Source organism: Pseudomonas sp. C11, assembly GCF_034683865.1.
Classification (GTDB): Bacteria; Pseudomonadota; Gammaproteobacteria; order Pseudomonadales; family Pseudomonadaceae; genus Aquipseudomonas.
The window spans coordinates 108,491-134,849 of sequence record NZ_JAWIIP010000008.1 but is presented as its reverse complement, the minus strand read 5'-3'; the positions used below and the strand labels follow the sequence as shown (position 1 = coordinate 134,849).

24 protein-coding genes and 1 pseudogene are annotated in these 26,359 nt (G+C 65.4%); 14 read left to right on the top strand and 11 right to left on the bottom strand.

The genetic code is table 11. From position 1 onward, the window contains the following. Positions 1-108 precede the first annotated feature (108 nt). From VC352_RS14375 to VC352_RS14365, 3 genes are all read right to left on the bottom strand, one after another. The gene (locus tag VC352_RS14375; protein WP_322980239.1) at positions 109-1,881 is read right to left on the bottom strand and encodes an acyl-CoA dehydrogenase C-terminal domain-containing protein; all 1,773 of its coding nucleotides are present in this window, start codon (positions 1,879-1,881) and stop codon (positions 109-111) included. A gap of 59 nt (positions 1,882-1,940) precedes the next feature. After that, positions 1,941-3,314: a solute carrier family 23 protein gene (locus VC352_RS14370; protein WP_322980238.1), complete on the bottom strand. Its 1,374-nt coding sequence runs from the start codon at positions 3,312-3,314 to the stop codon at positions 1,941-1,943. Positions 3,315-3,478: 164 nt separating this feature from the next. Beyond that, positions 3,479-5,098: an acyl-CoA synthetase gene (locus VC352_RS14365; RefSeq protein WP_322980237.1), complete on the bottom strand. Its 1,620-nt coding sequence runs from the start codon at positions 5,096-5,098 to the stop codon at positions 3,479-3,481. 141 nt (positions 5,099-5,239) lie between these two features. Here VC352_RS14365 and VC352_RS14360 point away from each other — a divergent pair, with 141 nt between their 5' ends. Both VC352_RS14360 and VC352_RS14355 read left to right on the top strand, forming a co-directional pair. Further along, complete coding sequence (locus VC352_RS14360) at positions 5,240-7,162, top strand: sensor histidine kinase (protein ID WP_322980236.1); 1,923 nt, start codon at positions 5,240-5,242, stop codon at positions 7,160-7,162. Between the two features lie 144 nt (positions 7,163-7,306). After that, on the top strand, positions 7,307-7,939 hold the full coding sequence (locus VC352_RS14355) for a response regulator transcription factor (RefSeq protein WP_322980235.1): 633 nt from the start codon (positions 7,307-7,309) through the stop codon (positions 7,937-7,939). Positions 7,940-7,949: 10 nt separating this feature from the next. On the opposite strand, the gene VC352_RS14350 is transcribed toward VC352_RS14355, so the two are convergent. The 5 genes from VC352_RS14350 to VC352_RS14330 form a co-directional block, all read right to left on the bottom strand. Next, positions 7,950-8,561 carry a class I SAM-dependent methyltransferase gene (locus VC352_RS14350; RefSeq protein WP_322980234.1) on the bottom strand — a complete coding sequence of 204 codons (612 nt, stop codon included), beginning with the start codon at positions 8,559-8,561 and terminating at the stop codon, positions 7,950-7,952. Next, complete coding sequence (locus tag VC352_RS14345; RefSeq protein WP_322980233.1) at positions 8,558-8,878, bottom strand: DUF5629 family protein; 321 nt, start codon at positions 8,876-8,878, stop codon at positions 8,558-8,560. The genes VC352_RS14350 and VC352_RS14345 overlap by 4 nt, the downstream gene beginning before the upstream one ends. 1 nt (position 8,879) lies before the next feature. Then, on the bottom strand, positions 8,880-9,521 hold the full coding sequence (locus tag VC352_RS14340; protein ID WP_322980232.1) for an oxidoreductase: 642 nt from the start codon (positions 9,519-9,521) through the stop codon (positions 8,880-8,882). A 30-nt stretch (positions 9,522-9,551) separates the two neighbouring features. After that, a complete protein-coding gene (locus tag VC352_RS14335) occupies positions 9,552-11,276 on the bottom strand; it encodes a C13 family peptidase (protein ID WP_322980231.1) in 1,725 nt (574 codons plus the stop codon). A 133-nt stretch (positions 11,277-11,409) separates the two neighbouring features. Continuing rightward, a complete protein-coding gene (locus VC352_RS14330; protein WP_322980230.1) occupies positions 11,410-11,865 on the bottom strand; it encodes a MaoC family dehydratase in 456 nt (151 codons plus the stop codon). A 240-nt stretch (positions 11,866-12,105) separates the two neighbouring features. Between VC352_RS14330 and VC352_RS14325 the strand changes: the two genes are divergently transcribed. The 3 genes from VC352_RS14325 (at position 12,106) to VC352_RS14315 (ending at position 13,824) form a co-directional block, all read left to right on the top strand. Next, positions 12,106-12,465 (top strand): CidA/LrgA family protein, encoded by a 360-nt coding sequence (locus tag VC352_RS14325; RefSeq protein WP_322980229.1) that lies wholly within the window; start codon positions 12,106-12,108, stop codon positions 12,463-12,465. Then, on the top strand, positions 12,462-13,178 hold the full coding sequence (locus VC352_RS14320; protein ID WP_322980228.1) for an LrgB family protein: 717 nt from the start codon (positions 12,462-12,464) through the stop codon (positions 13,176-13,178). Before VC352_RS14325 ends, VC352_RS14320 begins: the two co-directional genes overlap by 4 nt. 61 nt (positions 13,179-13,239) lie before the next feature. After that, positions 13,240-13,824, top strand: a complete 585-nt coding sequence (locus tag VC352_RS14315; RefSeq protein WP_322980227.1) for an LON peptidase substrate-binding domain-containing protein — start codon at positions 13,240-13,242, stop codon at positions 13,822-13,824. A gap of 2 nt (positions 13,825-13,826) precedes the next feature. On the opposite strand, the gene VC352_RS14310 is transcribed toward VC352_RS14315, so the two are convergent. Both VC352_RS14310 and VC352_RS14305 read right to left on the bottom strand, forming a co-directional pair. Beyond that, complete coding sequence (locus VC352_RS14310) at positions 13,827-15,143, bottom strand: bifunctional DedA family/phosphatase PAP2 family protein (RefSeq protein ID WP_322980226.1); 1,317 nt, start codon at positions 15,141-15,143, stop codon at positions 13,827-13,829. Then, positions 15,140-15,856, bottom strand: coding sequence for a DNA-3-methyladenine glycosylase (locus VC352_RS14305; RefSeq protein ID WP_322980225.1), 717 nt, complete (start codon positions 15,854-15,856; stop codon positions 15,140-15,142). The genes VC352_RS14310 and VC352_RS14305 overlap by 4 nt, the downstream gene beginning before the upstream one ends. A gap of 66 nt (positions 15,857-15,922) precedes the next feature. On the opposite strand from VC352_RS14305, the gene VC352_RS14300 reads away from it, so the two are divergent. Further along, positions 15,923-16,777, top strand: coding sequence for a class I SAM-dependent methyltransferase (locus VC352_RS14300; protein ID WP_322980224.1), 855 nt, complete (start codon positions 15,923-15,925; stop codon positions 16,775-16,777). Positions 16,778-16,779: 2 nt separating this feature from the next. Here VC352_RS14300 and VC352_RS14295 read toward each other — a convergent pair whose 3' ends face one another. Continuing rightward, positions 16,780-18,009 carry an alpha/beta hydrolase gene (locus tag VC352_RS14295; RefSeq protein ID WP_322980223.1) on the bottom strand — a complete coding sequence of 410 codons (1,230 nt, stop codon included), beginning with the start codon at positions 18,007-18,009 and terminating at the stop codon, positions 16,780-16,782. A 335-nt stretch (positions 18,010-18,344) separates the two neighbouring features. On the opposite strand from VC352_RS14295, the pseudogene VC352_RS14290 reads away from it, so the two are divergent. The 8 genes and pseudogenes from VC352_RS14290 to VC352_RS14255 all read left to right on the top strand — a co-directional run. After that, positions 18,345-19,619 (top strand): annotated as a pseudogene (locus tag VC352_RS14290) (glutamate-5-semialdehyde dehydrogenase); the annotation flags it as partial. Next, positions 19,620-20,279: a nicotinate-nucleotide adenylyltransferase gene (gene nadD, locus VC352_RS14285; RefSeq protein WP_322980222.1), complete on the top strand. Its 660-nt coding sequence runs from the start codon at positions 19,620-19,622 to the stop codon at positions 20,277-20,279. A gap of 62 nt (positions 20,280-20,341) precedes the next feature. Beyond that, the gene (gene rsfS, locus VC352_RS14280) at positions 20,342-20,695 is read left to right on the top strand and encodes a ribosome silencing factor (protein WP_322980365.1); all 354 of its coding nucleotides are present in this window, start codon (positions 20,342-20,344) and stop codon (positions 20,693-20,695) included. Next, positions 20,695-21,162 carry a 23S rRNA (pseudouridine(1915)-N(3))-methyltransferase RlmH gene (rlmH, locus tag VC352_RS14275; RefSeq protein ID WP_322980221.1) on the top strand — a complete coding sequence of 156 codons (468 nt, stop codon included), beginning with the start codon at positions 20,695-20,697 and terminating at the stop codon, positions 21,160-21,162. The genes rsfS and rlmH overlap by 1 nt, the downstream gene beginning before the upstream one ends. 10 nt (positions 21,163-21,172) lie before the next feature. Next, on the top strand, positions 21,173-23,062 hold the full coding sequence (gene mrdA, locus VC352_RS14270; RefSeq protein ID WP_322980220.1) for a penicillin-binding protein 2: 1,890 nt from the start codon (positions 21,173-21,175) through the stop codon (positions 23,060-23,062). 38 nt (positions 23,063-23,100) lie between these two features. Beyond that, positions 23,101-24,204, top strand: a complete 1,104-nt coding sequence (rodA, locus tag VC352_RS14265) for a rod shape-determining protein RodA (protein WP_322980364.1) — start codon at positions 23,101-23,103, stop codon at positions 24,202-24,204. A gap of 18 nt (positions 24,205-24,222) precedes the next feature. Further along, on the top strand, positions 24,223-25,233 hold the full coding sequence (gene mltB, locus VC352_RS14260; RefSeq protein ID WP_322980219.1) for a lytic murein transglycosylase B: 1,011 nt from the start codon (positions 24,223-24,225) through the stop codon (positions 25,231-25,233). After that, positions 25,230-26,240: a septal ring lytic transglycosylase RlpA family protein gene (locus VC352_RS14255; RefSeq protein WP_322980218.1), complete on the top strand. Its 1,011-nt coding sequence runs from the start codon at positions 25,230-25,232 to the stop codon at positions 26,238-26,240. Before mltB ends, VC352_RS14255 begins: the two co-directional genes overlap by 4 nt. The last annotated feature ends 119 nt before the right edge of the window (positions 26,241-26,359 follow it).

Genomic DNA, 26,359 nt, shown 5'->3' with positions numbered 1-26,359 from the left:
CGAATTGCATCCGGCTACGAGGAATAAAAAGGCGCGGCGCCGAAGCGACCGCGCAACACGCTCAACCTTGCAGGGCCGCCGGCTCGGCGGCGGGTTGCACCCGCCCTGCTAAAACTGCTCGGCAGCCAGGCCATACAGCGGCTGGCTACCGGCGCGGATGCTTGCTTCCAGACTCAGGGTGCGCGGCAGCAGGCGGGTGAAGAAGAATTCGGCGGTGGCCAGCTTGCCGCCGTAGAAGGCTTCGTCTTCGCTGTGTTTGTCCTGTGCGACGGCGGCCATGCGCGCCCACATATAGGCGTAGGCGACGTAGCCGAACAGATACAGGTACTCCACCGAGGCGGCACCGACTGCGTTGGGTTCGCTCTTGGCTTGCTCCAGCAGCCAGCCACTGACTGCTTCCAGACGTTCCAGCGCTTCCACCAGGCGATCACCGAAGGGCGATTCATGGGCATGGGCGAAATCACGCACTTCACCGGCGAACAGGCGCAGCGCGGCGCCGCCATTGGCCACCACCTTGCGCCCGAGCAGGTCGAGTGCCTGGATGCCGTTGGTGCCCTCGTAGATCTGCGCGATGCGCACGTCGCGCACCAGTTGTTCCTGGCCCCATTCGCGGATGTAGCCGTGGCCGCCGAATACCTGCTGGCCGTGCACGCAGCTTTCCAGCCCGGTGTCGGTGAAGAAGGCCTTGGCCACCGGGGTGAGCAGGGCGACCAGCGCTTCGGCGTTCTGCCGCTCGCCGGCGTCCTCGGCGTACTTGGCCAGGTCGAGCTGCTGGCCAACGTAGCAGGCAAAGGCACGACCGCCCTCGTTCAGCGCCTTCATGGTCAGCAGCATGCGGCGCACGTCGGCGTGCACGATGATCGGGTCGGCGACCTTGTCCTGGTTGACCGGGCCGGTGGCGGCGCGGCTCTGGATGCGCTCGCGGGCGTAGCCGACCGCCGACTGATAGGACGCCTCGGCGCAGCCGATGCCCTGGATGCCGATGGACAGGCGCTCGTAATTCATCATGGTGAACATCGCCGCCAGGCCCTTGTTCACTTCGCCGATCAGGTAGCCGGTGGCGCCGTCGAAGTTCATCACGCAGGTGGCCGAGGCCTTGATACCCATCTTGTGCTCGATGGAGCCGCAGCTCACCGCGTTACGCTCGCCCAGACCGCCGTCGGCGTTCACCATGACCTTGGGCACCAGAAACAGCGAGATGCCTTTCGGCCCGGCCGGCGCGTCCGGCAGCTTGGCCAGTACCAGGTGGATGATGTTCTCGGTCAGATCCTGCTCGCCGCCGGTGATGAATATCTTGCTGCCGGTGATGCGGTAGCTGCCATCAGCCTGCGGTTCGGCGCGGGTGCGGATGATGCCGAGGTCGGTGCCGGCATGGGCCTCGGTCAGGCACATGGAGCCGGCCCAGCGGCCCTCGTACATCGGTGGCAGGTAGGTGGTCTTCAACTCCTCGCTGGCGTGGGCGTCGATGGCCAGGCAGGCGCCGGAGCTCAGCGCTGAGTACAGGGCGAAGCTGGAGCCAGCGGCGTAGAGCATTTCCTCGAAGGCCACGGCAAGCATCTTGGGCATGCCCATGCCGCCGTAATTCGGGTTGCCGGAGAGGCCCACCCAGCCGCCCTCGGTGTAGGTGGCGTAGGCCTCACGGAAACCGGTTGGAGTGCGCACGTCGCCGTCGACCCATTGCGCGCCTTCCTCGTCGCCGCTGCGGTTGAGCGGGGCGATCAGCGTACCGGTGACCTTGGCCGCCTCTTCGAGGATGGCGTCGGCGGTGTCGGCATCGACGGTTTCCGCCAGAGCCGGCAGGCGCGCCCACAGGCTGGGCGCCTGGAACACTTCATGGAGGACGAAGCGCATATCGCGCAACGGGGCATTGAATTCGGGCATGGTGCAACCTCGACAGCGGAAGCGCCGCGACAGGCGCGGCGCTGGGTGAACGAAAGAACTCAGTCGGCCTCGGCCGCTTCGTTCGGTTTGTCCTTGATGCTGGTGAATTTAAGCAGATGGGTGCGTTCGACCAGGATATACAGCGCCGCGCCTGCGGCCAGGCCCCAGCCTGCACCGTAGACGGCGAGCACCACTCCCATGGTGCCGGCGATGCCGCGCTCGGTGTTGTTGTTGAGCTGTTCGAAACCGACCATCAGGCAGATATAGCCAGTCAGGATCAGCGTCAGCGACAGGGCGATCGGCAGTACCGGTTGGAAGAAGCTGACCAGCGGCAGCATGAACAGCGCGGCGAAACCGGTGATCCAGAAGGTGCCGGCGCCGCTGTAGATCGAGTCCATCGCCTTGCGCCCGTACTTGTAGCGCTCGGCCATGGTCGCCGCCACGGCCGTCCACAGCGGGCCGGCCAGGCCCGGGTAGGGCGCGAAGAAGGCGTGCAGGGCGTTGCGGATGGCGGTGACCAGGTGGATACGGTCGACGTTGTTTTCGATCACCTCGTCGGTACGCAGTTCATCGGCGCGTTGCATCAGTGACTGGCCGACGATGATGTCGCCGAAGGCGATCACGTAGGCGATCACTGCGGTGGGCACCGCCAGCATGAATACGTCCAGGCCGGGAAAGCCGACATTGAATGGCAGGTAGTTCCACATCTCGCCGAAGGCCGGCGCGGTGATGCCCCATTTCACGTCCGGCATCTTGTATTCGCCCACGGCGATGCCGATGAAGATGGCGATCAGCATGCCCGGCACCATGCCGTAGTTGACGATCTTGCGGGCGAAGGGCACGCGCTCGGTCAGGCCCTTGAACGACACCGAAAACATCAGGTACAGGCAGATCAGGCTGCCCAGCACCAGGGAAATCGGCGTGTTGGCCAGGCGGCCGCCAGCGCTGATCTCTCCCATCAGTGCGGCGATACCGGCACCGATGATGATGCCGCCCTTCATCGAGTTGGGGATCAGCCGCACCAGGGCGCTGCCCAGACGGGTGACGCCGAGGAGCAGGAAGATCACGAACACCAGGAACTGCAGGGCGAACAGCGCCTGGATCGCTTGCGGGCCGGGCTCGTAGTTGCCGAGAAACAGCAGTACCACCGGGATGCCGGGGGTGATCCAGCCGGGCACCAGTGGTACGCCTAGCAGCGCCGGCAACATGAAGCCGATGCCACACACCACCACGTAGGCCAAGGCCACGTCGTAGGGCAGGCCGAGGTACTTCTCCAGCAGCGGAATCATCGCCAGGCTGACCACGAACATGATCAGCGCCTGCAGCATCTCGGCGGTTTCCCAGCGGTAATGCACGAAGGGCAGGCGTAGCTTGAACGGGCCGAGGGGCCAGTGCGGTTGTTCGTCGCCATCACGGCGCTTGAAGATTTGCATGAGGGTTCTCCGTTGGCCGCCTGGGCCGGTTCTTGTTGTTGTGAAAACGGTGGGCTGCGGTCTGTGGGAGGCGCTTTCGGCTCGGGCATCCTGCTTCGCTCTACCTCCTGCATCCATGCAGTCGTAGCGGCGACGCTCGCGGCTGAAGCCCCTCCCACAAGGGATCAGAGGGCCTTGGCCATGTCGCGCAGGACGAACTTCTGGATCTTGCCGGTACTGGTCTTCGGCAGTTGGGTGAAGACCACGGTCTTGGGCACCTTGAAGCTGGCCAGGTGGTCGCGACAGAAGGTCATGATGTCGCTGTCGTTGACCAGCTGGCCGGTCTTGAGGGTGATGAAGGCGCAGGGCGTCTCACCCCATTTCTCGTCCGGGCGGGCGACCACGGCCGCCTCCAGCACCGCCGGGTGGCGATAGAGCACGCCCTCGACCTCGATGGTGGAGATGTTCTCGCCGCCGGAGATGATGATGTCCTTGAGGCGGTCGCGGATTTCCACGTAGCCGTCTGCGTGGCATACGCCCAGGTCGCCGGTGTGGAACCAGCCGCCCTCGAAGGCTTCGGAGGTGGCGCTGGGGTTCTTCAGGTAGCCCTTCATCACGGTGTTGCCGCGCATGAAGATCTCGCCGATGGTCTGGCCATCACGCGGTACCGGCTCCAGGGTTTTCGGGTCGGCGACCATCACGCCTTCCAGGGTCGGGTAGCGCACGCCCTGACGCGCCTTGATGGTGGCACGTTCCTCCAGCGGCAACTCGTCCCATTCGGCATGCCAGGCGCACAGGGTCACCGGCCCGTAGACCTCGGTGAGGCCGTAGACGTGGGTCACGGCGATACCCATTTCTTCCACCGCGCCGATCACCTTCGCGGGTGGCGCGGCACCGGCGACCATGGCCTTGACCGGGTGATCGATGGCCGCCTTGGCCTCGGCCGGCATGTTCACCAGGGCGTTGAGCACGATGGGCGCGCCGCACAGGTGGGTGACCTGCTCGTCGCGGATCAGGGTGAGGATCTTCGCCGGGTCGACGCGGCGCAGGAACACGTGCACGCCCGCCAGGGCGGTGATCGTCCAGGGGTAGCACCAGCCGTTGCAGTGGAACATCGGCAGCGTCCACAGGTAGACCGGGTGGTTGCCCATGTTCCAGGTCATCTGGTTGCCCATGGCGTTGAGGAAGGCGCCGCGGTGGTGATAGACCACGCCCTTGGGGTTGCCGGTGGTGCCGGAGGTGTAGTTGAGGCTGATGGCCTGCCACTCGTCCGTCGGCCACTGCCAGGCGAACTCGGGGTCGCCCTCGGCGAGGAAGGCCTCGTAGTCCAGGTCGCTGACCGCCTGGCCTTCGCCGTACTCGGGGTCGTCGACATCGATCACCAGCGGCGGGTGATCGAGCATGCCGATGGCGGCGTGGATCACATCGAAGAACTCGCGGTCGGCGATCACCACCTTGGCTTCGCCATGCTGCAGCATGAAGGCGATGGCTTCGGCATCCAGGCGCACGTTGAGGGTGTTGAGCACCGCGCCGATCATCGGCACGCCGAAATGCACTTCGAGCATCGCCGGAATATTCGGCAGCATCACCGCCACCGTGTCGCCCTGGCCGATGCCACGGCCGGCCAGCGCCGAGGCCAGGCGTCGGCAGCGCGCGTAGGTTTCGGCCCAGTTGCGACGAATCGAGCCATGCACCACGGCCGGGTAGTGCGGGTAGACCGCCGCTGTACGTTCGATGAAGCTCAGGGGGCTGAGGGCAACATGGTTGACGGCGGCGCGGCCGAGGCCCTGCTCGTAGATCGACATGGCGGATACACCTTTGGCTGATTGTTAGCTCTGATTATTCCGGTAATGATGCGGGCATTACCGAAGCTTGCTGGTGATGATTTATAGGTCATTTCAAATTTGTATGGAAGTTGTACCAAGGTTTTATAGAATAATTACTATATGAAAAATGACGCTCATCTCTCAGCCGTTCCCCTGCAGTCCTGGCTGCGTATCCAGCGCGAGGCGCCGCCGCTGGGCGCGCGGGCCGAGGCCCTGCGCCAGGCCTTGCTGGGTTGCCCGCAGGTGCGCCAGGCCTGGTATCTGGCCTGGCAGCCGGCCAGCCGCACCTACGCTCAGGAGGATGATGGGCCGCGTCTGCCACCGGGCATGGGCGACCCGCTGGAGGCCAGCGACGAAGCGCTATTTGCGGCGCTCGGTGAGCAGGCGAGTCTGACCTTCGACGCCCTGCGCCGGCTGCCGTGCTGGCTGGCCGGGCGTCTGCGCCGCGCCGCGCTGCATCATGGTCAGGCGCTGGCCCTGCAACTGCAGCCTGGGCAACCGGGCGTGCTGTTGTTGCAGGTCGATGAAGCGGCTGGTCTGGAATGGCTGCCCTGGTTGCGCGAACTGCTGGTGCAGATGGTCGAACTGGCATCGGGATTGGCGCGCAGTGCGCCGTTGCTGTCGGCCGACCCGCAGCCTGCGCTGCTGCTGGACTCCGATGCGCGCCTGCTGGAGAGCAACGCGGCGTTGCAGGGGCTGCTCGGTGAACGCTCGCTGGCGCAGGTGGGCGAGCTGCTGCCGGTCAACCATCTGCCGCTGGTACGCGCCTGCCTGGAACAGTCGCGGGCCGTGGAGTCGGTGGAAGCGCAGGATGGCGAGCGCATCCTGATCTGGAGCTTTATCCCCGATGTGGCAGAGCAGCGGGTGCTGGCGCGCTGCCGCGAAGCGACCCGAGAAATTCGCGAGCAGCGTGAGGCCGCGCGGGCACGGCGGCTGTACCGGCTGATCACCGAGAACACCACCGACCTGATTTCCCGGCACACCCCGGACGGCGTGTTCCTCGACGCCACGCCCGCTAGTTGGACGTTGCTCGGCTACTGGCCGGAAGAGCTGCGCGGCATGGCGGTCGACAGTCTGCTGCATCCGCAGGATCAGGCTCAGCAAGCCAAGCAGGCGCGCGAGGCACTGGAGCAGGATGGCTACCACACCATGACCTATCGCATTCGTCATCGCGATGGCCATTACCTGTGGTTCGAGACCGCCAGCCGCGCGATTCGCGAGACCTACACCGGTGCGGTGGTGGAGGTGGTCAGTGTGTCGCGCGACATTACCGCGCGCATCCAGGCCGAGGAGAACAAGCGCCGCCTGGAGGACGAGCTGGCGCACACCACGCGGCTGATCACTCTGGGCGAACTGGCCTCGGGCATCGCCCATGAGATCAACCAGCCGCTGGCGGCGGTGGTCAACTATGCCAGTGCCAGCCAGCGCTATTTGCAGGGTGTCGGGGGCGATTCGGCCGGCGTGGACAAGGTGGGCCAGGGCCTGGCGCGCATCACCGAGCACGCCAACCACGCCTCGGCCGTGATCAAGCGTCTGCGCGCCTTCCTGCGCAAGGGCCAGCGGCGCATGCAGGCACTGGATCTGGCCGAGGTGGCGCGCGAGGCTGTGCGCCTGTGCAACTGGGAGGCCGGTACGGCGCAGGTGGCGGTCAGCGACCTGTTGCCGGACAATCTGCCGCCGGTCTTCGCCGACCGTGTGCTGCTCGAACAGGTACTGCTCAACCTGCTGCGCAATGCCATCGATGCCAACCGCGAACGCCACCCCGGCGCACCCTCGCAGGTGCGTCTGGAGGCGGTTGAAGTGGACGGCAGCCTGGCGATCCGGGTGATCGATCAGGGACCGGGCGTCAGCGACGAGCAGATGGGCAAGCTGTTCACGCCGTTCTACACCAGCAAGGCCGATGGCCTGGGGCTCGGCTTGTCCATGAGTCGCAGCATCATCGAAGGCTTTGGCGGTGCGCTGGAAGCCTTCCCGGCCGAGGGCGGCGGGCTGTGTCTGGAGTGTCGTTTGCCACTGGGCAAGGTTGAGGAAAGCGAGAGGTAATCCGAGGCAGGGCGTACTGGATGTAGGGCGTACTCGCGTAGCAGTACGCCGTTTGGACGGTGGCGTGGCGCGAATTGGCGGACTGTTCGCTTCGCTCCTGAGTCCGCCCTACGATCTGATAACAACAAGAGGAGCTGCACACAGATGCAACAACGGGTTTATGTGGTCGATGACGACCAAGGCATGCTCGACTCGACGCTCTGGCTGCTGGAGTCGGTGGGGCTGACAGGCGTGCCCTTCACCAGCGGTCGGGCCTTTCTCGAGGCTTGCGACCCGACAGCCAATGCCTGCGTGCTGCTCGATGTGCGCATGCCCGGCATGGGGGGGCTGAATGTGCAGGAGGAGATGCGTGCGCGTGGCATCGACCTGCCGGTGATCTTCGTCAGCGGTCATGCCGACGTGCCCATCGTGGTGCGTGCATTCAAGGCCGGCGCGGTGGATTTCATCGAGAAACCCTACAACGAGCAGTTGCTGCTCGACAGCGTGCAGCAGGCACTGGAGCGCCGTCCGGCCCGGCCACGGCGCGATGCGCGGTTGGCCGAGGTACAGGCGCGGCTCGATCAGCTCACCCCGCGTGAGCGTGACGTGCTACTGCCTTTGGTGCGCGGCTACACCAATCGTGAAGTGGCCGAGCAGCTCGATATCAGCGTGAAGACCGTCGACCTGTATCGCTCGCGGGTGATGAAGCGCATGCAGGCCGAGACGTTGCCGGAACTGGTGGGCATGGCCATCGCCGCCGGGCTGGTCGATCCGCTGGCGCTGCGTGTTGCCACCTGAGCGCTGTGGCTCAGTCGGCCCAACCTCGATAGACGTGAGTCATCGGCCGTGGCCCCCTGAGGTAGCCGGTTTCCAGTTGGCGGATATGAAAGCCGCCAGCAAGGATCAGCGCGGGGATGTCACGATCCAGATGGCAGCCGCCAGCCAGCGGTTTCCACAGTGGCGTCAGGCGCTTTTGCCAGCGCACCACCGGCAGATCCGGTGCCAGGCCATGTTCGCAGAACAGCAGGCGCCCGCCGGGCTTGAGCACGCGGCGCATTTCACGCAGGGCTGATACCGCATCGGGGATGGTGCATAGGGTAAAGGTGCAGACGATCTCATCGAAGCTGGCGTCCGCCGCCTGAATCTGCCCCAGTTCCAGGGCGATCATCTCCACCGGCACCTGACAGCGCGCGGCGCGTTCACGGGCCAGGCGCTGCATGGCAGCGGACGGATCGACCCCGACCACCACCTCGACCCGCTGCGGGTCGTAGAAACCCAGGTTGAGGCCGCTGCCGATGCCGATCTCCAGCACACGGCCCTGGGCCTGTGGCACGAGCTGCGAACGTGCCTTCATCACCGCGCCCATGCCACAGGCGAAGTCGATCAGATGCGGCAGCACGTGGCGCTCGTAAAGGTTCATGGCGCTTCGTCGTCATCCTCGTCGTCGAGGTTATCGCCACGGAAGGCGGCGAAGCATTTCAGTACATGCGGGCCGTTGGCATCGGCGAGCGTCCAGCTGTCGCTGGGCGCATCGTGCGTGGCGGCACGCACCGCGGCCAGGCTGAACTGCCAGCGCCGTGCGGTGCGCCCGTCCATGCATTCGATCCACAGCAGTGGCTGCGTGGCGTCGGCGTCCGCCTGTTGCAGCAGGGCGTCATCCAGTTCGAACTGCCAGGCGTGCAGGCCGTCGATTTCCAGCATGTCGGCGCCTTGCAGCGCATCGATCAGGGTGCTCATGTCAGCGCCCCAGACGGCGCAGATCGGCCGACTCGATCACGCGCACGCCGTCCTGTTCTTCCAGCGCCAGGCGCCAGAGTGCGCGGGCCAGGGCGCAGGCGTCGATGCCCCGGTATTTGCCCGGAAGCCAGCGCAGCAGCGGCGCGGCCAGGCGTTCGCCGAGGCGAAACTCGCGGCGCGCACCGAGCAGCAGCGAAGGGCGGGCGATGGTCAGTTGCGGCCAGCCCATGGCTTTCAACGCTTCTTCGGTTTCACCCTTGACGCGGTTGTAGAACACCGAGGATTGCGGGTTGGCGCCGAGCGCGCTGATCACCACCAGGTGGCGGGCGCCGAGTTCCCGGGCACGGCGGGCGAAGGCCAGCGCCAGGTCGTGATCGACGGCGCGGAAGGCCTCCTGCGAGCCGGCCTGCTTGATGGTGCTGCCCAGGCAGCAGAAGGCGGTGTCTACCGGCCCGGTGAGTGTGGGCAGGAGCTGGTCGAGTTCACCGACCGGGTTTTCCAGGTGCGGATGGCTGGCCAGCGGACGGCGGCTGGGCGCGAGAACGCGGGCCACCGTGGGTTCGCTGAGGAGGCGGTCGAGCAGGTGCTCGCCAGTGAGGCCGGTGGCCCCTGCGATAACGATGTGCTGCGGGGTCAGGTGCATGCGCGTGTCTCTTGTCCGTTACAGCTGAGCTTAGTCGGTTGCAGGCTTGCTGGCCACGGCGCTCAAGGCGCGCTCGGCCTGGCTCTGGCGCAGGTTGCGCCATTGCTGGAGCACCTCGCGAGGTGCCCAGATCTGCGGTTCGGAGGGTTCGAAGCCGTCGCTCTGTTCACGTTCGGCAACGCGTTCCTTGGCCAGTTCGAATGCGCGTTCGAGGTTGTCGGTTTCGCCCAGTGCCTCGGCGAACAATGCACGGCCGAAGTAGGTGAAGTCGTTCTCCTCGCTGCAGCCGAAGGACACCCGGTCAGCACGCGCAGCGGTCATGACCAGGGTCTTGTCATCCTTCAGCGGCGGGATGAAACCGCCGGAGTAGCAGGCGGAGATCACCACCACCTTGTTGCGCTCCTTCAGCGGGGCAAGCACGGCGGCCAGTTCGCTGGCCGGCAGATCGTCGAGTTGCAGGCGTGGCTGGTCGAGGTTCAGTTCGTGATGGCGCGAGCCGTGGCTGGTCAGGTAGATGAACACCAGATCTTCCGCACCGCTGCGTTCGGCGATGGCCTTGACCGCGCGCGCCAGGTTCTCGCGCGTGGCCAGCGGGCGGTCGGCGAGGTGGTCGCGGTGGTTGACCAGGGTGATGCTGCCATAGGCGCCAAAGCGTTCGCGCAGCAGGCGGGCAACGTAGTCGGCCTCGCGCATGAACACGCTCTGCTTGCCATCGCCGGCCAGGGTCAAGGCATAGAGTTCGCGCGCCGGGGTCGAGGCGGGGATGGCGGCAATGGCCTCTTCGAGCAGGCGCCCCTGGTTGAGCAGGCCTTGTTCGAGGCTGTCCGGCAGCAGGCGACCTTCGGCGTCGCGAATCAGCCGGCCGCGTTGCCAGGTACCGGCCTGGCGCGTGCCATCGGCCTGATCCAGGCGGCCCTCGCCGCTGTATTCGCCAGCGGAGAAATGGCCCTGGTAGACGCTGCCATCGGCCAGCGTCAGCAGGCCTTCGCCTTCGTACTGCCAGTCTTCGAACTGACCCAGGTAGCGGCTGCCATCGGCGCCGATGTATTCGCCGGAGCCCTGCATCACGCCGTCGACGAACTCACCGGCCCAGACGTCGCCACCCGCACTCTGATAGCGGCCCTTGCCGTTGAATTCGCCGTTCTGGAAACCGCCACTGTAGGCATCTCCATCGCTGCCGGTATAGCTGCCCTGGCCATTGAGCAGGCCCTGGCTGAACTGGCCGCTGTACTGGTTGCCGTAGCCATCCTTGCGCACGCCCTGGCCGTCGGGCTGGCCGTTGACGAACAGGCCCTGGAAGCTGCTGCCGTCAGTGAGCGTCAGCGTGCCCAGGCCGTTGAAGTGATCATCGCGAAACTCGCCCTGATAACGTTGCCCGGGTTGTTCCAGCACGCCTTCGCCATTGAATCGGTTGCGCGCGAACTCGCCTTCGTAGCGGCTGCCGTCGCTGTAGGTGAGCACCCCCTGGCCATGGAACATGCCCTCATGAAACTCGCCCTGGTAGTGCTCGCCGCCTGGCCCCTGCCATTCGCCTGGACCTTCCAGCAAGCCGTCCTTGAATTGGCCGACGAACCAACTGCCATTGCGGTAATCGAGCCTGCCGGCGCCTTGCAGCAGACCGTTCACCAGTTCGCCGCGGTATTGCCCGCCATCCGGCAGCACGGCATTGGGCGGCAGCACCTGGCGTACGTCATCGCAGGCGACGAGCAGCAGGCTCAGGCAAAGGGGCGCGAGGCGCAGGGGCATCGAGGTCATGACGGACATCCTGGTCGAGAACAACGGCACGCAGTATGCCCCATGCATGCGGGCGCGTGCTGCTGCAGTAGACAATCCAGGGGCGGTGATCGGCGTGCGAGGCGAGGCGGGCCATGCAGGCCCGCCGGAGGGGTCAGACGAAACAGAGGGTCAGCGGTTCGGCGATATAGGCCGGTTTCTCCTGGCCTTCGATCTCCAGTACGGCGCGGGCCTTGAGCAGCCATTGGCCGGGGTTTTTCTCGTTGGCGTCGGTCAGGGTCACCACCAGGCGCACGCGCGAATCCACCTTCACCGGCTGGATGAAACGCACGCTGTCCATGCCGTAGTTGACCGCCATCTTCAGGCCCTGCGGCAGCACCATGATGTTTTCCATCAGCATGGGAATCAGTGACAGCGAGAGGAAACCGTGGGCGATGGTGCTGCCGAACGGGGTGTGCTTGGCCTTTTCCGGATCGACGTGGATGAACTGGTGGTCGCCGGTGCATTCGGCGAACTGGTTGATGCGTTGCTGGTCGATGGTCAGCCAGTCGGACTTGCCGAGCTCCTTGCCGACGTGATCCTTCAGTTCTGCTACGGGTACTAACGGCATGTTTCCTCCTTGAGGACGCAGGTTTTTTCTTGTCTACGTGGAACCGCTGCGAGCTAGATCAGCATGGGGGCAGCAGCGGGTCAAGCCTGCCTAGGCGCAATGAATGACGTGGCATAGGCCAGGCTGAAGAAGCAAGACGAGGGCCAGGGAGAGGGCATCGCGCTTATAATGGCCGACATGCCCTGAAAGATGCCCGGATCCCCCTCTGCGGCCATCGCTCGTTTTCTGGAGACCTCAACCATGCTGCTGCGCGGCCTGTCCTGGCTGGTGTTGTGCCAATTGCTCGGCACCGTCCTCAATGTGTTGTTACTGCCCATGCTGCCGGGGCCGATCATCGGCATGCTGCTGCTGTTCGTCTTTCTCATGCTGCGCGGCGAGGTGGGCGAGTCGCTCAGTGTCGCCTCCAGCAGCCTGCTCAAATACCTGCCGTTGATCCTGGTGCCGCCGGCGGTGGGCGTGATGGCCTACGCCAGCGATATCGCCGCTGACTTCTGGTCGGTGGCCGGTGCCTTGCTGCTGTCGCTGCTGATCTCGGTGGCCTTCGCCGGCTGGCTGATGCAGAAACTGATCGAACGCCAGCAACGTCGGGAGGACGCATGACTGCTGATTGGCTGGGCGCCTGGCAGGCGCTGACTCATCACCCGCTGTTCGGCATCGGCATCACCCTCGGCGCGTATCAGGTGGCCATGGCCGCCTACGAGCGCACGCGCTGGGTGTTCCTGCAGCCGGTGCTGGTGTCTATGCTGACGGTGATCGGCATCCTTCTGCTCAGCGGCCTGAGCTTCGCCGAATACAAGAACAGCGTGGCCGCACTGACCCTGTTGCTCGGCCCGGCCACCGTGGCCCTGGCCGTGCCGCTGTACCTGAATCTGCGGCGCATTCGCCAACTGTTCTGGCCAATCATCATCACCCTGGCGCTGGCTGGCACCTTCGCCACCGTAATGGGTGTCGGCCTGGCCTGGGCATTCGGCGCCGAACCGATCATGCTGATGAGCATGGCGCCGAAGTCGGTGACCTCGCCGATTGCCATGCTGGTGGCCGATCAGATCGGTGGCATTGCCGCGCTGGCTGCGGTGTTCGTGATGATCACCGGGGTCATCGGCGCCATCGTTGGGCCGTCCGTCCTGCGCCTGTGCCGTGTGCATCACCCGGCCGCGCAGGGCATGGCTCTGGGCATCACCGCCCATGCCGTGGGCACGGCGCGCGCGCTGCAGGAGAGCGACGAGTGCGGCGCCTTCGCCGCCCTGGCGATGAGCCTAATGGGGGTGATCACCGCCGTGCTGCTGCCGCTGGCCATCGCCCTGCTGGTGTGAGTCAGCCGCTGCTCTCTGGCACACTGCGCAGCACCGATAAGCTGCGCAAGGCCGCCTGCCGATGAACCTGCCTCTGTTTCCGCTCAATACCGTGCTTTTTCCCGGCTGCATGCTCGACTTGCAGATATTCGAGGCGCGCTATCTGGACATGATCAGCCGCTGCATGAAGCAGGGCAGCGGCTTCGGCGTGGTGTGCATCGTCGAGGGGCGGGAAGTGGGCGAGGCCGCCAGTGAGTTCGCTGCCGTCGGTTGCGAAGCGCTGGTGCGGGATTTTCAGCAGCGGCCCAATGGTCTGCTGGGCATTCGGGTCGAAGGCGGTCGGCGTTTTCGTGTGGAACGTGCCCAGGTGTTGCCCGATCAGTTGACTGTGGCCGAAGTGCACTGGCTGGACGAGCAGGCCGATTGCCCGCTGCTGCCCGAGCACGCCGACCTGGCCGCGCTGCTCACGGCATTGGCCGAGCATCCGCTGGTGGCCGGTTTGGGCATGGCCAGCCTGGTCGACGGTCAGCAGCAACTGGCCAACCAACTGGCTTACCTGTTGCCGCTGGAGCCGGCGCAGAAACTCGAACTGCTGCAGCAGGACGATCCGACCCTGCGTCTGGAGCGCCTGCAGGTGTTGCTCGAACAGCTGCAGGGCGACGCCTGACTTCAATAGCTGTAGCGCAGCAAAGCCGCCGACAACTGCCAGGTGGCCATGCCGCCGAGTACCGCCAGGCAGGCCGGCAGTACCAGCCACCACAGGCGCGCCGGCAGCGGCGGCAACGTGCCCTGGCGTTGCCAGAAGGACAGGCTCAGGCCGCACACCGCCGAGGCCAGCAGGGCGCCGGCGATGATGTCGCTGGGCCAATGCACGCCGAGGTAGACCCGCGACAGGGCAATGGCCAGCGCCGGTAGGCTCGCCACCACCAGCCAGGCCAGGCGCAGGCGCGCGGACTGGCCACGCCCGGCTAACACGCCGAGTACCAGGAAGAAGGCGAACGACGCCGAACTGTGGCCGCTGGGAAAGCTGAAGCTGGTCAGCGGATCGCTGAGAATGTCCGGGCGGGCGCGGGCAAAGCTGTTTTTCAGGGTGGCATTGGCCAGGGCCGTGAGCAGCAGGGTCGAGCTGGCGAACAACAGATGGCGCCATTGCCTGGCTGCCAGCAGCAGAATGCCGAGCACCACGGCGGCGATCAGTTGCGTGCGGAAGTCGCCCAGGCGCGTCAGGGCGACGATCCACTTGTCCAGCTCGGGGTGGCGCTGTTCCTGCACCAGGGCCAGCAGGCCCTGGTCGAGTGCATCCAGATGCGGCCAACCGAGCATCATCCCCAACAGCAGAAGCAGGCTGAGACCGCCGGCGATCAGGCTGGCGCGGCGTTTTTCCGTGAGGCTGGCCTGGATAGTCAGCAGCAGGATCACGGCCAGGGCCACCAGCAGCACCGCCGCTTCCGTCCAGAAACCTTGCGCCATCGGCAGGCGCAGCGCCGCACCGGTGGCCCAGCCCGGCAGCAGGTAGGCCACGGCCCAGCCAGCCGCCGCCACCAGGGTGACGGCGATGAAGCGAACCAGCGGCATGTTCAGCATGCCGGCGACCAGCGGCAGCATCGGGCGCAGTGGGCCGATGAAGCGCCCGACCAGCAGGCTGGCCACGCCGTAACGGCGGAAGTAGGCCTCGGCATGCACCAGCCATTGCGGGTGACTGCGCAGGATTGGCAGGCGCGTGATGCTGTTCTGGAAGCGCCGGCCCAGGGCGTAGGACAGCGCATCGCCACACAAGCCGCCGGCATAGGCCAGCAGCAGCGTCTGCCACAGACTGAGCACGCCGCTGCCGGCGAGCAGGGCAACGCTGAACAGCAACAGCACGCCCGGCAGGACGATGCCGACCAATGCCAGGCATTCGAGCAGGGCGATGAGAAAGATCGCCAGGCCCAGCCACTCGGGGTTGCTGCCCAGCCAACTGGTCAGTGTGTCGAGCCAGGCGCTCATGCGGCACCTCCACAAGAAGTGATCAATTGATAGTCGCGACCTTCGACCTGGCCACGACGCAGCGGGTTGCGCGTGCAATGGCGGGCGTAGGCCGCATCGACGAAGCGATAGGGCAGGTGTTCGTCGCGCCCGTGGGGGATGCCCAGGCGCGCGCACTGGATGATGTGTTGCGGGCGCTCGCCGACATCCTCGACGAACAGGCGGGTCAGGTCGAAACGCCGTGCATCCCAGTCCGGCACCTTCAGACCGAGCGCCTTGCACAGCAGCGTCTGCCCGGCGCACAGGCGTTCGGCCGGGCGCGCTCGGCCCTGGCTGTCGGGATTGTTGCGCTGCATGGCGGCCAGGGACTCGGCACCGCTGATGGCATCGATCCACGGGTGTGCGGACTTGATCAGCACCGCATTACCCGGGCCGTGCGCGCTGAAGTTCAGCGAGTCGCCGCCGCGTGCGTAATACATGTAGATATGCCCGCCATCAGCGAACAGCGCCTTGCGTTTTTCCGTGTAGCCGAGCGAGGCGTGGCTGCCCTTGTCGACCAGGTAGTAGGCCTCGGTCTCGATGATCCGCGCGCTGAGCCAGAGGTCGCCGGCGCGGTGGCGGATCACCTTGCCGAGCAGCTCCTGCGCCACTTGCTGTGCGTCGCGGTCGAAGAAGGCGTCGGCCAGCGGGCGTGCGCCGGGCCAGGGCAAACTAAGGGTGGGTTCGGCGGGCATGATCTGTCGAAGGGGCTCGCGGCGATCTAATCTGGGGCGGCGAGCATAACAACAAGTATCTTAAAAATGCCTGAACGCGCCCGAGTCAGCAGTGCCCATATCAGTCCGTCGGCGCATTACACCGGTTACGTCTGGTATCGCCACCAACTTTCCGATCCGACCTTCGTGACCCCGTTCGGCCGCTTCGTGCACCGCCTGCTCTGGCCGCTCAGTTGGGGTGCGCGAGCGGGCTTCGGCCTGGATATCGAACGGCTGCTGTTGCAGCGCCACCTGCAGATCGATGCGCTGCTGCGCAAGGCCATCGAACAAGACGGTGTCTGCCAGGTGGTGGAAATCGCCTGTGGCCTGTCGCCGCGCGGGCGGCGCTTCCGCCAGCGTTATCCGCATGTGCGTTACGTGGAGGCGGACTTGCCGGCCATGGCTGCGCGCAAGCGCCTGCTGCTGCGCGAGGCGGGTTGGTTGAGCCTTGAGCATCAGGTGCGCAGCGTGGACATCCTCGCGGAGCGGGGGGCGCATGGCCTGGCCAGTCTGTTCGCCGAGCTGGATCATCGGCGGCCGCTGCTGGTGATCACCGAGGGCCTGGTCAACTACTTCCCTCTGGCAGTCGTCGAAGCGTTCTGGACGCGCCTGGCCGAGCAACTGCGCGGCTTCGCCGAGGCCAGCTATGTCACCGACCTTTATCCGGATCTGCGCGAGCATCCGCGCTACCGCCAGTTGCGCTGGGGCGTCGAGCTGATCGGCCGGCTCACCCGGGGCAGTTACCCGCTGCATTATCGCGACCACGCCGAGATCGTCGCGGGCTTTCAGCGCTGTGGCTTCAGGCAGGCTCAGGTGCTGGATCCGGATACCGACTCGGCCAGCCTGGGTCTGGAGCCTGCGCGTGCGCCGGGCCTGGTGCGGGTGATTCAGGCGCGGGTGTGAGCCTAGGCGCAGGCCACCGCCGGCAGCTGTGCCGGGTGGATGCGCTCGGCCAGTGCCAGGCTGGCTTCGGCCTCGGTAAGGGCGAAGACGAAGGCCAGGCCCTGGGCGTCGCGGCGCAGGGGCAGTAGCGCCAATGGCGCAAGCCCGGGTTGATGCAGGTGCCAGCCGCGCTGGGGCAGGTCGGTCGGCAAGTCGCCGTGCAGATGTCCGCCAAAGAAGCCGAGCTCGTCGAGTTCCACGGGCCACTGCTGGCCGCTGGCGTGGCGCAGCAGGGCTTGGCGCTGCAGAGGCGCGCGCCTGGGTTCGCTGCGCTTTTCCAGGGTCAACCAATGCTCGCGCGGCACGCGGGTGCTGCCAGCCGCACGCAGTGGCAGCCGGTGGCCGGCGAGAAACGGCTGGTACAGGGCTGCGCAGGCGTCGTGCCGCTCGAACTGGGCCAGGTGATCGGCCTGGTGGATCAGGGCGAGCTCGGCGCGCGGGCAGGATGCGGCGAAGCGGGCGTGCTCCCAGGGCTGGGTGAAGTGATCGTGTTCACCGGCCAGCACCAGCGTCGGGCAGAGTGGATGACGGGCGAAGCCTTTGAAGGCCAGCAGGCGCAGGCTGTTCTGCCGATAGCGCTCGATCTCTATTGGAGTCAGGCGCTGGATCTGCCGCAGCAGCGCCTTGCGAAACACCGGTGCGATGCCGGTGTCCTGCAGGTGCAGGGGGTTGAGCAGGTTGGTCACTGCGCCTTGGGCAAATTCGCTCATGCGCCCCTCGTCGAGCAGTTCCAGGCCTTCCTCCAATAGCCGCCGGGCGCCTGGCCGGCCGAAGGCGGCGATGCCCGAAAGCAGCAGGCGCGCACAATGCTGCGGGTGGCGCGCGGCGAACAGGGCGGCCAGGGCCGAACCGTAGGACAGACCGATGGGCATCAGCGCTGGTAGTTGCAATTGTTCGACGAATCCGGCGATCAGGTCGGCCAACTGCTCCAGGCTCAGTTCGGCTGCGAGCTGTGCGTTGCCACCCTGGCTCGGCAGGTCGAGGAGGATCACCGGATGGGCGCGCAGCAGTTCGTCGACCTCGCGGGCGAATGAGCGAAAACTCTGGAAGGCACCACCGAGCAACAGCACTGGCGCTCGCCCATCGCGCTCGCGGCTCGCAAAGGCCAGGTACTGCAGGTGCCAGCCATCGATGGTCAGTACATCCGGTGCGCCACTCAGCAGGCTGGCGTTGTAGTGGGTGCGGTAGCGCATGGCGGGCCTCTGACAACTTCATGTGTTGATGGCAGCAGCGGCGCCGGTGCGCTGGAGGCAGCGAAGCGGGCGGGGCTTGATTGCCAAGGTAAACAGTCGCCCCGTTTTTGTTTACCCAACCTTCGGGTGGCACCTGGCCATGGGTGTCACCGTTGCGCCAGGTGTCGCTCTGGCGCTGGGCGTGGCGTGTTACCGACGGCATGGCGCGAACGGGCTGTCTACCCGAGAGGCGGCGCAAACCCTGGTTTCAAGTGATTGCCGACCGCTTGCCGGGCGTGGCTGTGCGCGGGGGCGCGGGCCGGCTATAATCAGCCCCTTTTTTCAACCGTCAGACCTCCGCCGCCATGACCGAGTCCGTGCACGACTACATGACCCGCCTGGGCCAGGCTGCCCGCCAGGCCTCGCGGGTGCTCGCCCGGGCCAGCACCGCGCAGAAGAATCGCGCCCTGCAGGCCGCCGCCAACGCCCTCGACGCCGCCCGCGCCGAGCTTGCCGCCGCCAATGAGCTGGATCTGGCCGCCGCGCGCGCCAGCGGCCTGGAGCCAGCCATGGTCGACCGCCTGGCGCTGACGCCAAAGGTCATCGACTCGATGATCGAGGGCCTGCGCCAGGTCGCCACGTTGCCCGATCCGATTGGCGAGATCGAAGGCATGCGCTACCTGCCATCGGGCATCCAGGTCGGCAAGATGCGCGTGCCGCTGGGCGTGATCGGCATCATCTACGAGTCGCGGCCGAACGTGACCATCGATGCCGCCAGCCTGTGCCTGAAGTCCGGCAACGCCACCATCCTGCGTGGCGGCTCCGAGGCCATTCATTCCAACCAGGCGATTGCCCGCTGCATCCAGCAGGGCCTGGCCGAGGCTGACTTGCCAGCCGCCGCCGTGCAGGTGGTGGAAACCACCGATCGCGCTGCCGTGGGCGCGCTGATCACCATGCCGGAGTTCGTCGACGTGATCGTGCCGCGTGGCGGCAAGGGCCTGATCGAGCGCATCAGCCGCGACGCCAAGGTGCCGGTGATCAAGCACCTGGACGGCGTCTGCCACGTCTATGTCGACGTTGCCGCCGATCTCGACAAGGCCATCCGCGTCTGCGACAACGCCAAGACCCAGCGCTATTCGCCGTGCAATGCCATGGAAACCCTGTTGGTGCATGAAGCCATCGCCGCGCGCGTACTGCCGCCGCTGGCCGCCATCTACCGCGACAAGGGCGTGGAGCTGCGCGGTGATGCCGCCACCCGCGCGCTGCTCGGCAGTGATGTGCTGGAAGCGAGCGAGGACGACTGGTTTGCCGAGTACAACGCGCCGATCCTGGCGATTCGCATCGTCGATTCGCTGGGCGCGGCCATCGAGCACATCAACCACTACGGCTCGCAGCACACCGACTCGATCATCACCGAGAACTTCACGGATGCGCGGCGCTTCCTCACCGAGGTGGATTCCGCGTCGGTGATGGTCAATGCCTCGACCCGTTTTGCCGATGGTTTCGAGTACGGCCTGGGCGCTGAGATCGGCATTTCCACCGACAAGCTGCATGCGCGTGGCCCGGTTGGTCTGGACGGGCTGACCAGTCAGAAGTACGTGGTCTTCGGCGACGGACACATTCGCATATAAATGAACGGACTCGGCGCCCGACGTATCGGCCTGCTCGGCGGTACTTTCAACCCGGTGCACATCGGGCATCTGCGTGCGGCGCTGGAAGTGGCCGAGTTCATGCTGCTCGACGAGCTAAGGCTGATCCCCAGCGCCCGTCCGCCACACCGGCAGGCGCCGCAGGCCAGCGCCGAACAGCGTCTGGCCATGGTCGAGTTGGCCGTGGCCGGCGAACCGAGGCTGTCGGTCGATGACCGCGAGTTGCGCCGGGATCGCCCGTCCTACACGGTCGACACCCTGGAGTCGGTGCGCAGCGAACTGGCGGCAGACGATCAGCTGTTTCTTCTGGTTGGCTGGGACGCTTTCTGCAGCCTGCCCAGCTGGCATCGCTGGCAGGAACTGCTCGAACACTGCCACCTGCTGGTGCTGCAGCGGCCGGATGCCGATAGCGAGGCGCCCGAGGCGCTGCGCGATCTGCTGGCGGCGCGTAGCGTCAGCGACCCGCTGAGCCTGACCGGGGCTGGCGGGCAGATCAGTTTCATCTGGCAGACGCCGCTGGCGGTGTCTGCCACGCAGATCCGGCAATTGCTGGCCAGCGGTAAATCGGCGCGTTATCTGCTGCCGGACGCGGTACTGGCCTATATCCAGGCGTACCAGCTTTATGGTGCGCCGAACGCTTGAGATGTCGCGCGAGCGCGCATCCATTACATGAGGCAAACGAGTTACCTATGAAGAGTCAGAACATGCCCAGCGAAGAGCTGGTCAAGATCACCGTCGCCGCGCTGGAAGAAATCAAGGCCACCGACATCACCGTCATCGACGTCAAGGAAAAGACCAGCATCACCGATTTCATGGTGATCGCCAGCGGTAGCTCCAGCCGTCAGGTCAAGGCGCTGGTGGACAACGTGCTGGAGAAGGTCAAGGAGCAGGGCGTCCGCGCCATCGGCAGCGAAGGCCTGGACAGCGGCGAATGGGCACTGCTCGACCTGGGCGATATCGTCGTCCACGTCATGCTGCCGACCGCTCGCCAGTTCTACGACCTCGAGCGCCTGTGGCAGGGTGCCGAGCAGAGCCGCGCCCAGCACAGCGCCGAGTAATGCGGATCAAGCTGATCGCCGTCGGTTCGCGCATGCCGCGTTGGGTCGAGGAGGGCTGGCAGGAGTACGTCAAGCGCCTGCCGGCCGAGTTGCCGCTGGATCTGCTCGAGATTCCGTTGAACACTCGGGGCAAGAACGCCGACGTCAACCGCCTGATTCGTCAGGAGGGCGAGGCAATGCTGGCCAAGGTGCAGCCGGGGGAACGTATCGTCACCCTGGAAGTCCATGGCAAGCCATGGAGCACCGAGCAACTGGCGGCCGAGCTGGAGCGCTGGCGTCTGGATGCGCGTACCGTCAACCTCATGGTCGGCGGCCCGGAAGGGCTGGCGCCGGAGGTGTGCGCGCGCAGCGAGCAGCGCTGGTCGTTGTCGCCGTTGACCTTGCCGCATCCGCTGGTGCGCATCCTCATCGGTGAGCAGATCTATCGTGCCTGGACCGTGCTGTCCGGCCACCCGTACCACAAGTGATCAAGTAGTCATGCCGCAGCCGATTCGCCTCAAGGATCACGAAAAGGACGCTCGCCTGGTCAAGCGCCGGGTGATCATCGGCGGCGTGGTGGTGCTGCTGCTGACCTGTGTGCTGATCGCCCGCATGTACTACCTGCAGGTGGTGCAGTTCGACTATCACTCCACCCTGGCGGAGAACAACCGCATCCACGTGCAGCCGATACCGCCTACACGTGGGCTGATCTACGACCGCAATGGGGTGATCATCGCCGACAACCGACCCAGCTTCAGCCTGACCGTGACCCGCGAACGCGCGGGTGACTGGCAGCAGGTACTGGATACCGTGGTCGAGGTGCTGGAACTGACCGAGGACGACCGTGCGCTGTTCGAGCGCCGTGTGCGCCAGGGCCGCCGCCCGTTCGAACCGGTGCCGATCCTGTTCGAGCTGTCCGAAGAACAGATCGCTCGTGTGGCGGTGAACCAGTTCCGCCTGCCCGGCGTGGAGGTGGCCGCGCAACTGGTGCGGCATTACCCGCAGAAAGAGCACTTCGCTCATTCCGTCGGTTATGTCGGGCGCATCAACGAGCAGGAGCTCAAGCGCCTCGACCCGACCGAATACGCCGGTACCCACCATATCGGCAAGACTGGTATCGAGCGCTTCTACGAGGATGAGCTGCACGGCGAGGTGGGCTACGAAGAGGTCGAGACCAACGCGCGCGGTCGCGTGCTGCGCGTGCTCAACCGTATCGATCCCAAACCGGGCAAGGACATCGTCCTGACCCTCGATGCGCGCCTGCAGGAAGCCGCCGAGAAAGCGCTCGGCGGGCGCCGTGGCGCCGTGGTGGCGATTCAGCCGAAGACCGGCGAAGTGCTGGCCATGGTCAGTCAGCCCAGCTTCGACCCCAATCCCTTCGTCACCGGCATCAGCTTCAAGGCCTATGGCGAGCTGCGCGATTCCATCGACCAGCCGCTGTACAACCGCGTGCTGCGCGGCCTGTATCCGCCGGGCTCGACGGTCAAGCCGATGGTGGCGGTGTCCGGCCTCGATGCCGGCGTGGTCACCCCTCAGACGCGGGTGTTCGATCCCGGCTTCTATCAGTTGCCGAACAACAGCCACAAATACCGCAACTGGAACCGCACCGGTGACGGCTGGATCGATCTCGACCTGGCCATCGCCCGTTCCAACGACACCTATTTCTACGATCTGGCGCACAAGATGGGCATCGATCGCCTGCATGCCTACATGAGCCGCTTCGGCTTCGGCCAGCGCGTGGCGCTGGACATGTTCGAGGAAACCTCCGGCCTGATGCCGTCGCGTGACTGGAAGCGAGCCCGCTATCGCCAACCCTGGTATCCCGGCGAAACCCTGATTCTGGGGATCGGCCAGGGCTACATGCAGACCACGCCGCTGCAGCTCGCGCAAGCCACCACGCTGATGGCGACCCATGGCAAGTGGATTCGCCCGCACCTGGCCAAGACCATTGATGGCCAGCAGCCCATCGACCCCAGCCCGATGCCGGACATCGTGCTGCGTGATCCCAAATACTGGGACTACGGTATCCACGGCATGGAACAGGTGGTGAACGGCCCGCGTGGTACCGCGCGCAAGGTGGGTGATAGCGCGGTCTACCGCATCGCCGGCAAGAGCGGTACGGCCCAGGTGGTTGCCATCCGCCAGGGCGAGAAATACAACCGCGAAAAACTGCAGGAGCGGCATCGTGACCATGCCCTGTTCATCGGCTTCGCCCCGGTCGACAATCCGCAGATCGCCGTATCGGTGATGGTGGAGAACGGCGAATCCGGTTCCGGCGTCGCGGCGCCTGTGGTCAAGGAGGTGATGGATGCCTGGCTGCTGGACGAGAACGGCCAGCTCAAGGCGGAATACGCCACCCCGCAGAAAACCGAGGTCAGCCAGCGATGAAGGGCAATTTCGACAGAACCCTGTCCGATGATGACGTGCTGCGCCGTCGCGCCACGTTGCTGCAGCGCATGCACATCGACGGCTGGCTGCTGTTGCTCCTGCTGCTGCTCGGTGCCGGCAGCCTGTTCGTGCTCTATTCGGCCAGCGGCAAGAACGTCGACCTGCTGATCAAGCAGGCATCCTCCTTCGGTATCGGCATCGTCGCGGTGATCGCCATCGCCCAGTTCGACCCGCGTTTCATGGCGCGCTGGGTGCCGCTGGGTTATCTGGTCGGCGTCTCTCTGTTGATGGTGGTCGAGGTGATGGGGCACACCGCGATGGGCGCCACGCGCTGGATCAACATCCCCGGGGTGATTCGCTTCCAGCCGGCGGAGTTCATGAAGATCATCATGCCCATGACCATCGCCTGGTACCTGGCGCGGCACAACCTGCCGCCGCGCTTCAAGCACATCGTCGTCAGTCTGGCCATGATCATCGTGCCGGTGGTGCTGATCGCCAAGCAGCCGGATCTGGGCACCTCGCTGCTGATTCTCGCCTCGGGTGGTTTCGTCGTGTTCATGGCGGGGCTGCAGTGGCGCTGGATTCTCGGGGCGGCGGCGGCCGTGGTGCCGATTGCCGTGGGCATGTGGTTTTTCCTCATGCACGACTACCAGAAGCGTCGCGTGCTGACCTTCCTCAATCCGGAAAGCGATCCGCTGGGCTCTGGCTGGAACATCATCCAGTCCAAGGCCGCCATCGGCTCCGGCGGTGTGCTGGGCAAGGGCTGGCTGCTGGGCACTCAGTCGCACCTGGATTTTTTGCCGGAAAGCCATACGGACTTTATCATTGCCGTGCTCGCCGAAGAGTTCGGCCTGGTGGGCGTCTGCCTGTTGCTGCTGTTGTACCTGCTGCTGATCGCGCGCGGCCTGGTGATCACCGCGCAGGCGCAGACACTGTTCGGCAAGCTGCTGGCGGGCGCTCTGACGATGACCTTCTTCGTCTATGTCTTCGTCAACATCGGCATGGTCAGTGGCTTGCTTCCCGTGGTGGGAGTGCCCTTGCCGTTCATTAGTTACGGCGGAACCCATCTGGTGACGCTGTTGTCAGGCTTCGGGATATTGATGGCGATCCATACCCACAGGAAGTGGATCGCTCAGGTTTGATTTGGGGGTTTTGAGTTAATGCATGCATTGCGCAACTGGGCGGCCAGGACGTTCATGGGGATCGGCCTGACCGGTCTGCTCGGCAGCGGCGCCCAGGTGTTGGCAGCCGACTACGACGGTTCGCCGCAGGTGACCGAGTTCATCACGGAAATGACCCGTGACTATGGTTTTGCCAGCGAGCAACTGGTCAACCTGTTCGCCGAGGTGCAGCGCAAGCAGGCCATCCTCGACGCGATTTCGCGACCGGCTGAACGGGTCAAGCCGTGGAAGGAATACCGGCCAATCTTCATCACCGACAAGCGTATCGCCCAGGGCGTGGACTTCTGGCGGAAAAACCAGGCAGCCCTGGAGAAGGCTGAGGCTGACTATGGCGTGCCCGCTCAGTTCATCGTTGCCATCATCGGCGTGGAAACCTTCTACGGTGGCAATACCGGCAGCTACCGGGTGATGGATGCGCTGTCGACCCTGGCCTTCGACTACCCGCCGCGTGCGCCGTTCTTCCGCAAGGAGCTGCGCGAGTTCCTCATGCTGACGCGCGAGGAGCAGGTCGATCCGCTTTCGCTCAAGGGCTCCTACGCCGGCGCCATGGGCCTGCCGCAGTTCATGCCGAGCAGCTTCCGTGCCTACGCCGTGGACTTCGATGGCGATGGCCATATCAACATCTGGAACAACCCGACCGATGCCATTGGCAGCGTCGCCAGCTACTTCCAGCGTCATGGCTGGCAGGCCGGCGGCCAGGTGGCTAGCCGCGCCCAGGTCAGTGGCGAGCGCGTCGACGAGGGCCTGACCGAAGGCCTCGATCCGGTGAAGAGCGTGGGTGAACTGCGTGCGCTCGGCTGGCACAGTGCCGACGTGCTGGCTGACGACGTACCGGTCACCGCGTTTCGTCTGGAAGGTGCCGAAGGCGACGAGTATTGGCTCGGTTTGCCCAACTTTTACGTCATCACCCGCTACAATCGCAGCGTCATGTACGCCATGGCCGTCAACCAACTGGCCGAACTGCTGGTGCAAGCGCGGGGTAAACAATGAGCCGTTCCAGGAAGCTGCTGCCATTGGGGGCATGCATCGCCGCCGCGTTGCTGGTGGCCAGTTGCTCGTCCCATCGCTCGACGCAACCGGTGGTGCAGTCGGACGCAGGCCTCTCCGGGCCGGATGATTTCAACCGCCCGCACCGCGATGGCGCGCCCTGGTGGGACGTCGACGTCTCGAAGATCCAGGACGCGATCCCGATGCCGCACTACGGCCCGGTCAAGGCCGCGCCCTACACCGTGCTGGGCAAGCAGTATTTCCCGATCCAGGATGCACGCCGCTACTCGGCAGTCGGCCCGGCTTCGTGGTACGGCACCAAATTCCACGGTCAGGCCACTGCCAATGGCGAGACCTACGACCTGTACGGCATGACCGCCGCGCACAAGACCCTGCCCCTGCCCAGCTACGTTCGGGTGACCAATCTGGAAAACGGCAAGAGCGTGATCCTGCGGGTCAATGACCGCGGGCCGTTCTATTCCGATCGCATCATCGACCTGTCCTTCGCCGCGGCGAAGAAGCTCGGCTATGCCGAGAAGGGCACCGCTCGGGTCAAGGTCGAAGGGATCGATCCTCACGAATGGTGGGCTCAGCAGGGCCGTCCGGTGCCGCTGGTGCTGGCCAACAACCAGCCGGCCAAGGCCATCACCTCGCAACCGGTGGCTCAGGCCATGCCACAAGCCATCGAGCAGTATTCGCCGCCGCCTGAGCAGCACGCTGCGGCCGTGGTGCCGGTGCAGATCGACGCAAAAAAAAACGATTCACTCGCAGCTTCTGGCCTGTATCTCCAAGTGGGAGCCTTCGCCAATCCGGACGCTGCGGAGCTGTTGAAGGACAAGTTGAGCCAGACGACCAGTGTGCCGGTGTTCATCAGCTCAGTGGTGCGCGACCAGCAGATACTGCATCGGGTGCGCCTGGGGCCGATCAGCAGCCAGGGCGAGGCTGAAAAGCTGCAAAGCAATGTACGCCTCGCCAACCTTGGGCAGCCGACGCTGGTGCGTGCGGACTGACTCGATCCCACCAGTCCCGATGAAGGTGGTTTGAACTTCTTCTCGGGGCTGATGGCACTAAACCGGTATTGGCCGGACTAACCCACGGGTCACCATGCTTGGCGGCCGGGTAAGGCTCC